The organism is Ruegeria sp. CDSC045, assembly GCF_059610725.1.
This window is the reverse complement of the sequence record NZ_JBXWOE010000003.1, coordinates 198,336-212,983: the sequence shown is the minus strand read 5'-3', so window position 1 is coordinate 212,983 and position 14,648 is coordinate 198,336. Positions and strand designations below refer to the sequence as shown.

Annotated in this window: 17 protein-coding genes and 1 tRNA gene; 5 read left to right on the top strand and 13 right to left on the bottom strand. The window is 57.6% G+C overall.

What is annotated here, in order from left to right:
* Nucleotides 1-16: 16 nt before the first annotated feature.
* Complete coding sequence (locus AC2FH6_RS08330) at nucleotides 17-583, top strand: hypothetical protein (protein WP_142636866.1); 567 nt, start codon at nucleotides 17-19, stop codon at nucleotides 581-583.
* A 4-nt stretch (nucleotides 584-587) separates the two neighbouring features.
* On the opposite strand, the gene AC2FH6_RS08325 is transcribed toward AC2FH6_RS08330, so the two are convergent.
* The 4 genes from AC2FH6_RS08325 to rlmB form a co-directional block, all read right to left on the bottom strand.
* Entirely contained in the window at nucleotides 588-1,058 is a 471-nt protein-coding gene (locus tag AC2FH6_RS08325) for a CoA-binding protein (protein WP_496702058.1), read from the bottom strand.
* A gap of 201 nt (nucleotides 1,059-1,259) precedes the next feature.
* A complete protein-coding gene (locus tag AC2FH6_RS08320; protein WP_496702056.1) occupies nucleotides 1,260-1,706 on the bottom strand; it encodes a YHS domain-containing (seleno)protein in 447 nt (148 codons plus the stop codon).
* Between the two features lie 108 nt (nucleotides 1,707-1,814).
* The gene (locus tag AC2FH6_RS08315) at nucleotides 1,815-2,093 is read right to left on the bottom strand and encodes a hypothetical protein (RefSeq protein ID WP_142636860.1); all 279 of its coding nucleotides are present in this window, start codon (nucleotides 2,091-2,093) and stop codon (nucleotides 1,815-1,817) included.
* 15 nt (nucleotides 2,094-2,108) lie between these two features.
* Complete coding sequence (gene rlmB / locus AC2FH6_RS08310; RefSeq protein ID WP_271949501.1) at nucleotides 2,109-2,882, bottom strand: 23S rRNA (guanosine(2251)-2'-O)-methyltransferase RlmB; 774 nt, start codon at nucleotides 2,880-2,882, stop codon at nucleotides 2,109-2,111.
* A 116-nt stretch (nucleotides 2,883-2,998) separates the two neighbouring features.
* Here rlmB and AC2FH6_RS08305 point away from each other — a divergent pair.
* Nucleotides 2,999-3,082 (top strand) — tRNA-Tyr (locus tag AC2FH6_RS08305).
* Nucleotides 3,083-3,192: 110 nt separating this feature from the next.
* On the opposite strand, the gene AC2FH6_RS08300 is transcribed toward AC2FH6_RS08305, so the two are convergent.
* The 5 genes from AC2FH6_RS08300 to AC2FH6_RS08280 form a co-directional block, all read right to left on the bottom strand.
* Nucleotides 3,193-3,714: a DUF2478 domain-containing protein gene (locus AC2FH6_RS08300; protein ID WP_496694801.1), complete on the bottom strand. Its 522-nt coding sequence runs from the start codon at nucleotides 3,712-3,714 to the stop codon at nucleotides 3,193-3,195.
* Nucleotides 3,715-3,784: 70 nt separating this feature from the next.
* Nucleotides 3,785-4,450 (bottom strand): NnrU family protein, encoded by a 666-nt coding sequence (locus tag AC2FH6_RS08295; protein WP_496702053.1) that lies wholly within the window; start codon nucleotides 4,448-4,450, stop codon nucleotides 3,785-3,787.
* A 105-nt stretch (nucleotides 4,451-4,555) separates the two neighbouring features.
* Entirely contained in the window at nucleotides 4,556-6,619 is a 2,064-nt protein-coding gene (locus tag AC2FH6_RS08290; RefSeq protein WP_496702051.1) for an ABC transporter permease, read from the bottom strand.
* Complete coding sequence (locus tag AC2FH6_RS08285; RefSeq protein WP_271949493.1) at nucleotides 6,616-7,665, bottom strand: quaternary amine ABC transporter ATP-binding protein; 1,050 nt, start codon at nucleotides 7,663-7,665, stop codon at nucleotides 6,616-6,618. The genes AC2FH6_RS08290 and AC2FH6_RS08285 overlap by 4 nt, the downstream gene beginning before the upstream one ends.
* A gap of 10 nt (nucleotides 7,666-7,675) precedes the next feature.
* Complete coding sequence (locus AC2FH6_RS08280; protein ID WP_496702049.1) at nucleotides 7,676-8,626, bottom strand: ABC transporter substrate-binding protein; 951 nt, start codon at nucleotides 8,624-8,626, stop codon at nucleotides 7,676-7,678.
* Between the two features lie 386 nt (nucleotides 8,627-9,012).
* Between AC2FH6_RS08280 and AC2FH6_RS08275 the strand changes: the two genes are divergently transcribed.
* Both AC2FH6_RS08275 and AC2FH6_RS08270 read left to right on the top strand, forming a co-directional pair.
* Nucleotides 9,013-9,675: a DNA-3-methyladenine glycosylase I gene (locus AC2FH6_RS08275; protein ID WP_496702047.1), complete on the top strand. Its 663-nt coding sequence runs from the start codon at nucleotides 9,013-9,015 to the stop codon at nucleotides 9,673-9,675.
* A gap of 44 nt (nucleotides 9,676-9,719) precedes the next feature.
* Nucleotides 9,720-10,406 (top strand): hypothetical protein, encoded by a 687-nt coding sequence (locus tag AC2FH6_RS08270; RefSeq protein ID WP_496701628.1) that lies wholly within the window; start codon nucleotides 9,720-9,722, stop codon nucleotides 10,404-10,406.
* A 3-nt stretch (nucleotides 10,407-10,409) separates the two neighbouring features.
* On the opposite strand, the gene AC2FH6_RS08265 is transcribed toward AC2FH6_RS08270, so the two are convergent.
* The gene (locus AC2FH6_RS08265; protein ID WP_496702044.1) at nucleotides 10,410-10,814 is read right to left on the bottom strand and encodes a c-type cytochrome; all 405 of its coding nucleotides are present in this window, start codon (nucleotides 10,812-10,814) and stop codon (nucleotides 10,410-10,412) included.
* 91 nt (nucleotides 10,815-10,905) lie between these two features.
* On the opposite strand from AC2FH6_RS08265, the gene AC2FH6_RS08260 reads away from it, so the two are divergent.
* A complete protein-coding gene (locus AC2FH6_RS08260) occupies nucleotides 10,906-11,343 on the top strand; it encodes a DMT family transporter (protein ID WP_142636840.1) in 438 nt (145 codons plus the stop codon).
* On the opposite strand, the gene AC2FH6_RS08255 is transcribed toward AC2FH6_RS08260, so the two are convergent.
* From AC2FH6_RS08255 to AC2FH6_RS08245, 3 genes are all read right to left on the bottom strand, one after another.
* Nucleotides 11,327-12,013, bottom strand: coding sequence for an ABC transporter ATP-binding protein (locus AC2FH6_RS08255; protein WP_496702042.1), 687 nt, complete (start codon nucleotides 12,011-12,013; stop codon nucleotides 11,327-11,329). The two genes, AC2FH6_RS08260 and AC2FH6_RS08255, sit on opposite strands and share 17 nt — an antisense overlap.
* Entirely contained in the window at nucleotides 12,006-13,301 is a 1,296-nt protein-coding gene (locus tag AC2FH6_RS08250) for a lipoprotein-releasing ABC transporter permease subunit (RefSeq protein WP_271949481.1), read from the bottom strand. Before AC2FH6_RS08250 ends, AC2FH6_RS08255 begins: the two co-directional genes overlap by 8 nt.
* Before the next feature lie 63 nt (nucleotides 13,302-13,364).
* A complete protein-coding gene (locus tag AC2FH6_RS08245; RefSeq protein ID WP_496702040.1) occupies nucleotides 13,365-14,447 on the bottom strand; it encodes a DUF6492 family protein in 1,083 nt (360 codons plus the stop codon).
* Nucleotides 14,448-14,648: the final 201 nt, after the last annotated feature.

Below are 14,648 nucleotides of genomic sequence, written 5' to 3'. Positions count from 1 at the left end.
GTCAAAGGGCGCGCAGATGATCAGAGCTTTGGTATTTGGGCTGGCGCTAGCCGTTCTGGGGTCCTGCGCAATTGCCCCGCCGTCCACCAGTGATGAAGTTCAGCGCCTGGCGTCTGAAATCCGCAACCTCGGGCCTGACATCGACCCTGAAGAGGCCAACCGCGCCGCGCGCATTGCCTATGCCTACACCGATCAACTGGCTCAGGAATATCAGATCACCGACCCGCCACTGATCCACAATGCCAAAGTCAACAAGGGCCTGAAGCCGCGCGGACTGTGTTGGCACTGGGCCGAGGATATCGAACGGCGGCTGGATCAGGAAAACTTCCAGACGCTGGAAATGCACCGCGCCATCGCTAATGCCGACAACCCGTTCCGGATCGACCACAGCACGGCAATCATCAGCCGCAAAGGCGAGACAATGTATGACGGTGTTGTGCTGGACCCCTGGCGCTATGGCGGCGTGCTGTACTGGACGCCCTTACCACAAGACACGCGCTATGACTGGGTTCCGCGCGAAGTGGTTCTGGAAAAGCGGCGTTTGGAACAATTCGGCGAACTGCAACCATATCTCGGTGAATAACCGCTCAGAGTTTCGACGAAATCATTCCGGTGGCAAAACCACCCATGCGCAACTCACCAAACAGGCGTTGATATTCGATCTTGGGACAGCGGTTCATTACCACATCCACCCCACGCGCCTGCGCTGTGGCCGCGGCCGTGGCATGCTCAATCCCGATCTGCATCCAGATTGTGCGCAGATTGGGGAACGCCTCTAACGCCTCATCGACAATGGGCGGGACGGCTTCGGACCGGCGGAAGATATCGACCATGTCTACCGGTTCGGAAATCTCGGATAGCGACGCACGGATTGTCTGGCCAAACAGCATCTTGCCCGCATGGCCGGGGTTAACAGGGATCATTTTGTATCCCTTAAGCGACAAATACCGCGCCACATAATAGCTGGGTCGCACCGGATTCATCGACACGCCCGCCACAGCAATGGTTTTGGTACGCTTTAGAATCTGGGTCAGTAAATCATCGGAATATTCAGTCATTTGGGCACCCTAGTCGCCCTTTCCAAAAGAAAAAAGCGCCCAGGAATACCTGAGCGCCAGTTGTTGGAACGAGGGACAGTGAAATGACCCGCGGCAGTTCCGTTCCGCGGTCACTGTGACATTTAAGCATGAGTTCGGAGAAAAAAAGAGGTAGCGCGCAATTTTGTGATGACAGATCAGAAAAAAGCAGTCGCCGGCCGATTATTTGTACAGAACGCTCGGCCAATGCGCTTCGGCCTCGCGGATATAGGCGGCGGTATCGGTCTGCCAGATGCGCTCGATTTCAGGCGAGTGGGTAAGATACAGCCGACCGTCAATCACCTGCCAAGTCGTTGGGTCGGTGCTGACAAGCTCTCCCTGCGCCATTGCAAAGGCGCAGTACCCGCCGAACTGAGGTGCATAGGCACGCGGATTCATCTCAAACGCATCCCGATTCTCAGCGGTGGCAAAGTGCCATTCAGCGCCTTTCCACATAACCGCATATTCAGGCTGACCCCGAACAGGTGTTTCGCCATTGAAATAGGACACCGCATCATATCCGGCCATGGCTGCACCGTCCGTCCGATAGAAGACGGGCAGATCCTGCGCAAACGCAGGAAGAGCAATCACACTGGCGGCAATCGCGCCAAAAAGGAAACGTCTGTTCATGGTCATCGGATCACAAATAGAAACTCAGGGTATCAAGATGCAATTTATTATCGCAACTGAAACCCCTTTTAACGCGCTTGTGAACATTCGAACCGGCAACGCCAGCCTTTAGTCGAAAATGTCCTCGATCACATCCCAGGCTTCATCCAGCACCCGTGAGAAAACGCCTTTTTTCTTCTTCTTTTTGCCTTTGTAGGGACGATCCTGCTTGGCTGTTTGACGGTTCGCCTTGGCATCGTCCAGTTTGCGCTTTGGCATCATCTTGAGGTTATGCAGCGGGGCACCGCAGCTTGAACAACTGAGCTCTTGGCGCTGCGTGCCTTTTAGAACAAGCGCTGCCCGGGTCCCACAGTAACAGCAGGTCGCAATTTTGGATGGCGTGGAAATGGCGTTCTCCTGTCGTTATCTTTGCCTAGAAGCATATAGGGCAATCGCCGCCGCATTTGAGACATTGAGAGAACCAAACCCGCCCACAGCGTCAATTTTGACCAACTTGTCGACGGTTTCTTTGGTTTTTTGCCTCAGGCCCGGCCCCTCTGCGCCCAACACCAATGCCACTGGCTGGTCCGGGTTACCTCTCAAGGCGGCCTCGATCGTGTCGTCCGCCTCGCCGTCCAGTCCTAGAACCAGAAACCCCATTCCCTGCAACTCGACAATGGCATCAGCCAGGTTACGCACCCGCAAATAGGGTTGACGTTCCAGTGCGCCGCTGGCGGTCTTGGCTAGCGCGCCAGTTTCCGGCGCCGCGTGATGGCGCATACCGACTACAGCGCTGGCTCCAAGAACCTCAGCTGACCGTAGAATCGCTCCGACATTATGGGGGTCGGTTACGCGGTCTAACAAAATGACGCGCGGGTGTTCGCGCCCGATGCAGTTTTCCGCCAGACCACCCCATTCCAAAGGCTTAACCTCAAGGGCCGCGCCCTGATGAACCGACCCCGGGTCAATCGGAGCGGTAAATTTGCGTGGATCAACCATCTCGGGCTCAATACCTGCAAATTCAATGGCTTCCACCAGCTTGTCCCGCGCATTCCGCGTCACAATCAGGTGCAATTTTGTGCGGTTTGGGTTCATCAGCGCATCCCGCACCGCATGCAGACCAAACAGCCAAACAGTTTCGGATGCGGCAGCTTTGCGCGCCTGTTCTTTTTCGACGACCCACTTGGGTTTCTTCATTTCTTTGGCCTCCGGGCCGCGAATTCGGTTTCCTGCGTCAAAGCAGTATTTTCCTGTTGACGCTCCTTTAGAGCGCTAGTAATCACGCCTCCACGTCAGGTGCAACGCCTGACAGTGGGCGACAGGCCGCAAGGTGTGGCAGGGGACTGTAACTCCCTCGCGGAGACGCACGCCTGGTTCGATTCCAGGGTCGCCCACCATTTTCTTCCAGACATCCAGCAAGCTTTGCCAGCGCGAGTGATGAATGGATGATCACACCGTACCAAGCAGAAATTGGCAGGACCGATGGCCCCGCCTTATGACCGCTCTGTCAGGCGGCAGCTTCACGTTGCGCAGTGACCCGGTCAAACCAGGCCAAGATCGCCTCAAGGTCGGGCTCAATCTGCTCGGCGCCGCCGCCCGTGAATTCTTCGAATTTGGCCGTGTTCAAACCGTTCACCCCGACAAGAACCGGAATGTCCTGCGCCAGTGCTTCAGCGATGACCGGGCGAAAACCGCGCCCATCCGCCTCGTGCTTGCCGAACTTGTTAACGATCAGCAAATGGGGATTCTCTGCCAGCGATGCCGTCACATATCCAACTGCCCGCTCAAGCGCCGCAGGGTCCAGACGGCAGCCGCGCGACTGTGTACCCAAAGACTGCGAAATCCGGATGGTCTCTCCCTCTGGCAGGACACGGACGTCCATGTCGCACTTGCTGCTGTCGGCGCATTCGGTGTTGGTTTGCACCACACCCGCCAACTGCGCATCTGCGGCCAAAAGGCGATCCGCAGCCGCGCTCAGCAGACGGTCGGTTGCACCGCGGTCGGTGGTCGTAACATAGGCGAGGTACATGCAAATCCCCTTGTCGCAACAATTCGAAACATCAAATAGCACGCACGACCCGCCCCGACCACCACTCAGCTTATGGCAGCGGAGACAATCCGATCACCGGTTCGTGTAGGTGAAGCAGGATTGCAAATGCCACCAGCGCTACAAGCCCGATCCAAACAGGCGGCCAAGGGCGTGGCGCACGCAAAGAAAACCTTGCAGTGTTGCGCGACAGCCGACCCCATTCAGCACCCATCTGACGGGATTTGCGTCGATCAATCAGCGGCAGCCCCATCGCAGCAAATACCGCAAACAAACCGAACAAAATCACGTGGGACAGGCTGCCATTGGCCAGCAGATGAGCGACAGCCCACACCAACAGCGCCACCAAAACCGGGTGGCGCGTGGTGCGCAGAATGCCGGGCTTTTCCGGATCGAACGGGCGCTGGCCCAAGCCACCAAATGAAAACGGGTTCTGGATCGTCAAGCCCGCAACCGCGAGCCAGCACACTACGGGCATCATCAGAACGGGAATCCAGCGGAATATCCAAATGGGTGGGATCACCTCGACATACGGGGCTTGCGCTGCGGCGATGATCAACCAACCCAGAACCAGCAGAGACAAGATGGAATAAGCCACGAAATACCCGCGCAGTCCGAACGTAGTGATCAGGCGGTCGCGCACAGCGGGGCGCGCTGGTATCGCATGGGTCGCCAGAAACGCTATCAGTGCAGCAAAGAATAGGGGCCAGCCTGCCATGGTAGTCTCCGATCATTTGCGCCAGGTTTAATCACCTGCGCCGGAACGTCCTTGCCCGAAATCAAATGAGGCAGAGAGGCGGTTGTTCCGCCTTTCTGCCGATGTTTACAGGCCCAGCGCCTTGCGACGTTCCTCGGCAAAGCCCTGCACGATGCGGTCAGCTATCAGCGCAAGGATAGCCATCGCCGCCCCTGCTGAAATCCCCAATCCCACATCCGCCTGCCCCAGCGCCAGATAGATCGACTGGCCCAGACCGGTGGTTCCGATCAGCGCAGCGATCACCAGCATGGCAAAGGCGTAAAGGATGGTCTGGTTCAGACCCAGTAAGATAGTCGGGGCAGCATAAGGCGCGCGCACGTCACGCATGATCTGCCACTCGGTCGCGCCACTAGAGATGGCGGCCTCCATCATCTCATCCGGTGTATTGACCAGCCCGTGCCGTGTGTAGCGGATCATCGGAACAACGGCATAGGCGCAGATTGCCAGAAAGGCCGAAAACTCGCCGATCTGAAACACCATCAGCACAGGAATCAGGAACACGAACAGTGGGATCGTCTGCAACATGTCACAGACGGGGCGGACCACCTTCCAAACAGGCAACCAGACTGCACTGGCCAGACCAATCACACCACCGACTACGGCACAAGAAAACACTGCAGCACCGCTCAGATACAGCGATAACAGCGCGCGTTCCCACAGGCCCGAGACAAGAATGGTACAGAGCAATCCGACCGAAAGCGCCGCCAATCGCCAGCCCCCTGCCACCCACCCCAACGCGGCGGCGGCAGTCAGAACGAAAGGCCAGGGCAGATTGGCAATGCCGGTTTCGAGCATCCCGATCAGGATCAGCATCACAAGCCCGCCGGTCAGATGTCCGCGCCATGCCATTAGCACAGCAATCGCTGCGGCGGCGGCGAACAGGCCATAGCTCATCACGGGCGTCCACTGAAAACCCCATGTGAACGGCAGCACGGCCTGGTCCAAACCAATCCGAAGCGGCAGCAGCACATAGAACAAAGAGTTGTTCTTGAGCGCGTCAAGCCACGGCCCATTAGCCTGGGTAAACGCCGTCAGCCCGCCGTCAATCACCCCGGCCAGCGGGTCGAGAATGGTCAGTTCGGACGGGTTCGGCAGCCTGGTCCAAAAGACAGCGGTGAACAGCACGGCAACGCCAATTACTGCCCAGGCGACACGCTGGTCATAGCGTTTACGTTCGGTCGCCAGCGTCCCGCTCATCCGGTCGATGACGACGGCAAAGACCACGATCACCAGACCGGCCATCAAGGCTTCGCCGAACTGTGCCTTGCGCATGGTCAGAAGAACCTCCCAACCGATATCGTTGAAGCCTCCAATGACGGCTGCGATGATAACCATCGACAGCGCAGCCATTAGGCACTGGTTCACACCGACCATGATCTGCGTGGCTGCAGCCGGGATCTCGACCTGAAACAGCTGTTGAAACCGCGTGCCGCCGGACATGATGGCAGCCTCTTTGATTTCCGGTTCGACCCGCTCCAGCCCCAACATCACGTTGCGCGCCATCGGAGGGGCCGCATATATGGCCGAGGCGATCAGCCCAACCACAGGACCGAAACCAAACAGCAGCAGCAGCGGCGTCAGATAAGCGAATGTCGGCACGGTCTGCATCACGTCCAGCACGGCCTGCACAAATGACTTCACCCGCGGAACTTCGTTGGCAAGGATGCCGATAGCTCCGCCCATGATCAGCGCAACCGGCACGGAAACGGCCACTAACGCCAGGGTGTTCATACTTTCGGCCCAATAGCCCGATGCCAACACAAAGCTAAGGCCCACAAAGCCCAGCGCCGCCATCGGCAAGCCGCCCAAATACCAACCCAGCGCAGTCACCAGACCGATCAGGATGGGCCATGGCGTATTGCCAAGCACAAAGTTGGCCCAGTTCATGGGATAGGCCATGAGATCGGAAAACAGCCGTGCCGCCGGTTTGATCCCGTTCAGGAACCAGTCCAGAAACGTGCCTACCCATTGCGTTGCAGGCAGTTCCCAGCCTGCGGGCCATTTGACCAGCCAGGGCGCGACGCCTTCCAGCGCCAGACACAGCGCACCGACGATCACTGTGATCAGTGCGGCGCGCGCGCCAATGCTCAGGCGCGCCTGCGGCACAGAAACTTCCGTCGCTACAGTCATGTTTCATCAACCTGCAGGGCGGCGGCCAGATCGGACGGATGAACCGTTCCGACGATGTTACCATCGGCATCCCTGACGGGCACCGGTTCGTATAACTCCATGCAATGCGCCAATGCAGCGTCCAATGTCATCGAGGTTGTTAGGCCAGGGTCATCTGGTCCCCGCTCTCCGTCTTGGCGCATGACCGATGCGACCTTGGCATGCTGACCCTTGGCGACATCCTTTGAAAACTCTCGCACGTAATCATCCACCGGGCGCAGTACGATATCGGTGGGTGTACCGATCTGGACTATCTTGCCGTCGCGCATGATGGCAATCCGGTCGGCCAGTTTCAGCGCCTCTTGAATATCGTGGGTGATGAAGACGATGGATTTCTGCAGCGTCGCCTGAATGCGCAGGAATTCATCCTGCAACTGACGGCGGATCAAGGGATCGAGGGCCGAGAATGGTTCGTCCAAAAACCAGATATCGGGGTTCACGGCCAGAGACCGGGCAATCCCGACGCGCTGCCGCTGACCACCCGAAAGCTGACGCGGGAAGCTGTCTTCGCGCCCTTCCAGCCCGACCAACGAGATCACCTCCTGCGCACGGGCCTGCCGCTCTTTGCGGCTAACACCCTGAACACGCAGCGGATAGGCGACGTTTTCGGCAACGGTCATATGCGGGAACAGGCCGAAATGCTGAAATACCATGCCCAGCTTTTTGCGGCGCAGCTCGGTCATGGCTTTCTTTGACGCGCCGATGACGTTCTCGCCATCCACACGGATTTCGCCACCTGTGCCCGGCAAAAGCTGAGAGATACAGCGGATCAAAGTGGACTTGCCCGATCCGGACAGGCCCATGATCACAAACAGCTCGCCCTCCTTGACCTCGAAATTGGCATCCTGAACGGCGGGGATGAACCCGTTTTCCCGCAGATCGGCAGCGGCTTTGTCAGCGTCATTCCCTGACCGAGACAGCGCGTCGGTCAGGGCTTTGTCAGCGCCGGGGCCAAACACCTGCCAGAGATTCTGGCAGGCGATGGCTGGCGAATTTACGTCAGTCACTGATGTCAGCTCACTGCGTTGCCGCGTCAACAACAGGGCGCCATTTGCCTTCGTTTTCATCCATCCAAGCGGCGACGACCTCTTCGACGGAACCACCATCAACGTCGATCGCACCCATCATCGGCTGCTGATCTTCGACCGCCAGCTGATAGTTGGTCAGGATTTCATAGGCTGCGGGCCATTTGTCTTCCATGCCGCTCCAACCCGCCTTGAAGATGCGCGACGGCGAGAAATCGCAATCGTTCACAGCGTTCGGGTTCGGGCCCCAAGCGGGATCGGTGAAACAGGCGTCTTCCCCGGCTGGCAGTTCGACGAATTGCACATCATAGGCCGACATGGCCCAATGCGGCTGCCAGAAGGTGATCAGCAGCGGCGAGTTGCGCTCGGTCGAGGCCCGAAGCTCGGCTATCAAAGCACCCTCGGAACCTGCGGGAACCGCTTTGAACGGCAGATCCAGGCCCACCATACGGTCAGCGCCGGGCGTACCCCAATCGGCCGGGTAATCGACCAGACGGCCCCCGGGCAGCGTTTCGGCCGTCGCAAACACCTGCGCGCAGTCCTTCAGCGCTTCCCATGCGGGCAGGCCGGGACACAGATCAGCCACATGCGCGGGATAGGCGATGCCTTCTTTGGCGTCGAGGCCCAGATCGCCGATTTCAACGACGGTGCCTTCGTCGATCTTCTTGGCATATTCATCCGATACGTTGGACGACCAGATTTCCAGGGTCGCGTCGATGTCACCATCGGCCAACGCCTGGAACTGATTCATCATGCCTGCAGTCACATATTCCACATTGTATCCGGCAGCTTTCAGCATCTCACCCGCGACATGGGTGGTCACGTGCTGGCCAGTCCATTCGTTGATCGCCAGTTTGATCGGCTGATCCACGGCCCCCATCTCGGCGGCATAGGCAGAGCCTGCAACGGTCAGCGCCATCAGGCTTACACTCAGTTTTTTCATTGATTTTCTCCCTGCAATATTCGTTTTGCCCGGTCCGGCGCGTTGTTTCGCGCCAGTCGGCTTGTCATGTGACAAATCCATGTCGCAACATGCACAAAAACTGGCGAAGAAGGGAAGCAGACAGTTCGGCGCGGCACGGAATAACTCGCCCCTTTGCCCCAGTGTTTCCCCTCTTTCAGCATCATGCTAGGCGCCCGCGCCCACTGCATTTCCCCAGCATTGCGGTGCGGATATTGATTGACGAGTCAATCACAAACCAGAATCACCCACTTTGTCGAGCATTTCTTTTGGGCTTGGGATGTTTTTTTACCTTGGCAGGCACGTGTCCCGGGCCACCTTGCAACATCGACCGCAAAACGCGACGCTAGGTTTGGAGGATTCTGCAGATGCGCCATTTCGACGAGATTTTCGCCATAGCCGCCAGCCGTCACGGCGGGACAGATGCCCTGAGCAACAAGCTTTCCAAACCCAAAAGCCCTGCGGAACTGGCTGAAATGCCCGAAGATCGCTGGCTGTCGATTATCACGAAATGCATCTTTCAGGCCGGGTTTAACTGGAAGGTCATCGAAAACAAATGGGACGGGTTCGAAACCGCTTTTGACGGGTTTGACATTGGACGCTGCGCCTTTATGGACGACGAAAAGTTCGATGCTCTGCTGCAGGACACTCGGATCGTGCGCAATGGCACCAAGATCGCCACGGTCCGCGACAATGCCGCCTTTTTGCTGGAACTGCGCCAAGAAGGTGGCGTCGGAAAGATTCTGGGAGGGTGGCCTTCGGATGACTATGTCGGTTTGCTGAACATGCTGAGCAAGCGAGGGTCGCGGCTGGGCGGTGCATCGGCGCAATATGCAATGCGATTTGCGGGGCGTGACAGTTTTATCCTGTCGCAGGATGTAACCGCGCGGCTGGTGGCCGAGGGGGTGGTCGATAAGGCCCCCACATCGAAAAAGGCGATGGCGTCGGTGCAGGCGGCGTTCAACACCTGGATGGACCAATCCGGGCGATCCCTGACGGAAATCAGCCGCGTCCTAGCAATGAGCCTGTAAAAAAACCATTTGCACACGTGTGCTGCCAGAATAGATTTTTTGTCATGTTACGCCTCATTTTGATGACGTCCCTTTTGGTATTCACCGCTTGCGGTCGCCCCCTGACTGATCAGGAGGCTGCTTTTACCCGCACACTTCAGGGTGATACGCTGAAACTCAACAAAGTGCGGTTGGTCGAAGGCGCACCAGTTGCGCCAATAACTTTCTATCGTAAAGATCGGTCACGCCTTGCCTGCCGCGAGCGCATTTTTCCCGCCCCGCAGGAAGGTATCGTTACCGCAAAACCCGCGGCAGTGGCCCTGTTCAACAAGGTCTATTTCACCCGGGACTGGTATCTGGACGATTACATGTCCGAATTCCCGGATCGGATGAACCTGATCGCGGCGATGCTGCTGGGTCATGAACTGACCCATGTGTGGCAATGGCAAAACCGCAAGAAGACCGGCTATCATCCACTGCGCGCCGCAGCCGAGCATGGCGGGAATAACGACCCCTATCAATTCGATCTGGAGAACTCACCAGATTTCCTGTCCTACGGGTACGAACAGCAGGGGGCCATTGTCGAGGAATACATTTGTTGCCGGGCGCTGGATCCTTCGGCGCCCCGCACCAGGCGTCTGCACGAGATGCTGGGCGCACATTTCGATCTGGCTCCGCTACGTGGTGACAAGCGTGAAAGCACAGTGGTCATCCCCTGGGCCGATGCCGAGATCCAAGGAATCTGTCGGTAACGTTCAGTTGGCCTGCAGCGTCTGCAGATAAGCCACCAGATCCACGATCGGCTGGCTGGTCAGGATCGGCTGCCCATCTGGTGTTTTCATCGCCGTATCCTGCCCTTCGAAATACGGTCCATAGACTGGCATCGGGCTGCCATGGCTGACCAGCGGGTCTCGTCCATCTATGCGCGCCACAACACGAGCGGTCGGGAATACCCCTTCGCTGCTTGCAAGCTGCGTCAGGTCAGTTGGCTGAATAACAAGGACGCCTGCCATTGGACCATAGCCCGTCGCGTCGATCCCGTGGCAGGTTGCACAATAATGCTGGTACAGCTCGGCGCCGATATCTGCATCCTGCGCGCTGACCTGAGACGCCGTCACAAACGCCGCTATCGATAGCGCCCCCATTGCCTGTCTGATCATCACATCCTCCTGTCAGATTTGACATTTTCAGGCTTGCCCGTGCCTGGGCTTGGCGCAATGATCCAGATCAACGAGGCAATAGGAAAACCGCATGACACAATATGCTGCTATTATGCTTGTGGCTGGAATTGGGGTTCCGATCCTTGCCGCGTTGAATGCCGCATTGGGCAAATTGATCGGGTCGCCAACAACAGCGGCTGTGGTCCTGTTTGCGATAGCCTTTGCATCAAGTGCAGCGTTGATGGTGGTTTTTCCCGGCTTTGGAGCCCTTTCAAAAATTGCCGATGCCCCCAAGCACCTGCTTCTGGCCGGTGTGCTTGTCGCCTTTTACGTTCTGTCAATCACCCATGTTGCGCCACATTTTGGGGTCGGCAACGCGGTGTTCTTTGTCCTTCTTGGGCAACTTGTCAGCACTGCAGCCATCGACCACTTCGGCTTGTTTGGCGCGCAGGTCACCCCGCTGACATGGATTCGCGCAAGCGGTATCGCAGTGATGGCTGCAGGCGTTGCCATCACTCAACTGGCCTAAGCGCGCCTCCGTCCAGCCTCAGTGTTCGGTCCATCCGGGCGGCAAGCTGCATGTTATGTGTGGCGATCAGAGCCGAGAGCCCCTCGTCCCGCACCAAAGCCATCAGTGCGTCAAAAACCTGATCCGAGGTTTCAGGGTCCAAATTACCTGTCGGCTCATCCGCAAGAAGAACCCGAGGTTTGTTGGCCAATGCGCGGCAGAAGGCCACGCGTTGCTGCTCACCGCCGGACAGGGCGGCCGGCCGGTGATCGGCGCGCGCGGCGACGCCGACATGATCCAGAAGGGACATCGCCCGTTCCTGGGCTGCCCTTTCGGACACGCCATTGGCCAGCTGCGGGAGGGTAATATTCTCCAACGCGCTGAATTCTGGCAACAGATGGTGAAACTGGTAGACAAAGCCGACATCCTGCCGCCGCAACGCAGTTCGCGTGCGATCACCTTTCCCGGTCACGTTCTGGCCTGCAATCTCAACCGATCCTGTGTCGGGTGTGTCCAACAATCCGGCAATATGCAACAGCGTCGACTTACCGGCACCAGAGGGCGCCACAAGAGCCACGGCCTCGCCCGCACGCAGGTTCAAATCGACACCGCGCAACACCTGAACTTCGCCCGGCGTGCCTTTGAGGTAAGTCTTGGTCAGACCGGCCAATCGCATCATTACATCACTCATAGCGCAGCGCCTCAACAGGGTTCAGCCGCGCCGCGCGACGGGCGGGGAAATAGGTGACCAGGAAGGACAAGCCCAGAGATAGGCCAACGGCCTTGAGCACATCCGAAAGATGCAGCTCGGCAGGCAGCGCATAGATGCCGCGGATGGACGGATCCCAAACCCCGCCCCCCATCACAAAGTTCACAAAACTGAAGATTGGGTCGATATAGATTGCAAAGAGACAGCCCAGCACCACGCCCAACGCAGTGCCGATGATCCCGGTAAACGCGCCGCAGATAAAGAACACGCGCAGGATCGAGCCTTCGCTCAGCCCGATGGTGCGTAGGATGCCGATGTCTCGGCCCTTGTTTTTCACCAGCATGATCAGACCCGAGACGATGTTCATCGCCGCGATCAGAACCAGGATCGACAAGATGATGAACATGACGTTGTCTTCCACTTCAAGCGCGCGGAGGAACCCGCCCGAGGCATCCTGCCATGTCCAGATCTGACTGCGCTCGCCTGCGGCTTCAAGGATCGGGATCAGGATCGGCGTCAGTTCTTCGGGGCGGTCAACCATAACTTCGATCTCATCAGCCACACCCTCGCGGTTGAAAAAACCCTGCGCCTGTTCGAAGGGCATATAGACCCGCGTCCGGTCGATGTCATAACGCCCAGCAGAAAACACATAGACCACCTGATAGGCATTCACCCGGGGAGAGGTGCCAAACGCGGTCTTCACCCCATTGGGCGAGGTCAGCTTGATGGTATCGCCCACCGTCGCCCCGATGCTGCGCGCGACGCCTGAACCTATGGCAATGACGTCCTGGCCGTTCTGAAACATCGACAGATCACCAACCGCCTGTTCGCTTTCGGCGACACCGGGCAGTTCCAGCAAATCTTCGGGCTGGATGCCAAATACCTCAACCCCGCTGCTGCGGTCGCGATTGGTGATCAGAACCTGACCTTTCACCAAAGGTGCTGCACGCTGAACGCCCGGAACCTGAGCGATCCGGTCGGCCATGTCCGTATAATCCGCAATGGTGCGATCGACCTGCCCCTGCGCAGTGAACTCACCCGATGAATACACGGTCACATGGGCGTTAGCCCCCAGAATGGTTCCGACAAATTCGGACCGGAAACCGGACCTGACGGCCAATGTGGCGATCAGCGCAAACACTGCCAGGGTAATCCCGATCAGCGAAATCCATGTCATCACGCTGACGCCACCTTCAGCACGGCGCGCACGCAGGTATCGCCAAGCGATTTTCCACTCAAAAAGCGCAAATGGCGGTGGTGTCTTGGCCATGTCTGCTCCGCTGGTTTTGTTTTGTGGCGACCCTCTCGGCAATTCGACCGGGGGTCAAGCCGGTTATCCGCCCACTTCGACTTGCCCCGTCAAAGCAGCGGTTCTGTTCAAGGCGGCCTCGGCGATGGAACGATCGCAGATACCGCGGCTTTCCAGCTCGTGAAACACCCGGTTTCGAATGTCGGCGGGCAGCTTGTAAAGCGCTCTGTTATGCAAGCCTAGGGTCAAAGTTTCCGGATCGTCCAGCCGGGAAAGCTCATCGGTCAGTTTCTGCGCCGAAAAGGATGGCCACAGCCCTATGCTGGTGTTTCCCGAGGGTTCGAACCAAGGCGCAAAACCGGCTTCGGATTTCAGACAAAATGCATTCAACAACATAAACTCAGACGGGCGCCTGCGAGAGGCAAATAGCGACTGAACCGATCCGTGGCGCGCATTTATCTCTTGCAGCAGATTCAGGATCAGCGACCGGCGCACAGGATACGGCGTTGCGAAATTTGTTGTCTGCAGGCCGTCCGTTTCCGGGATCGACGCGCCCAGCGCATCAAAGCTCTGTTCCAGCCAGCGTCTATGATAATCGCTGTTCACACCGATAAACGGAATCCGCGCCGCACCACTGTCCGAGAAAAACTCGGCCTCCTGAAAGGGGCGCAGAAACAGGTTCTTGGTGTCCAGTATTACAATGTTTTCTGTCGAGGCAGCCCGAGCAGATCCCAATTTCAAAACTTGCTGTGTCCGGTATCCGTTGTTGCCACGCCATCCACCCTTGCGCGCGCCCGGAATGCGGTATCGGTTTTCGACCAATATCCTGTCCGAGATCGACCGGCGCGCGCATTGCCCAGGAGACAGCAAAACGTCATCGCCGCTCAGGACTTCAACTTTGGGTCGCAACGGACCGTAAGAAGCCAAAATCGGTTCCACCATCGCGCGCAGTGCCGGTTCGTCCACATCGTTCATGATCACCCGGATCGAGCCGACCTGATCAGGGTCAACAAATCGGGCGAAAGACAATGCCTGCAATTCAAGCAAGGGGAAGTCTTTGGAATAGACGACGGTTGTGAAGCTCAGCAAACCGTGGATCCTTTTGTGATTTTCGGCCCGTGTATCAGCAAATTCCAGGTGATCCAATTCCGCAAGAAATTCAACCATCGGCGAATCAGGTCGGGGTTTTTCAAAATATGGATGATTTCCACATGCGGCATTATACCCTTGGTTGTGAAGCCCTTCACAGACAGCACCGCATTGTTTCAGCTATGAAGTCAATGTGAGCATTCAGGGTGAAACTGCACTCAAAATGCAACATTTTAGGCGCAATATTATTTCGCTTTTTGATTATTTAAAGAAACTTTG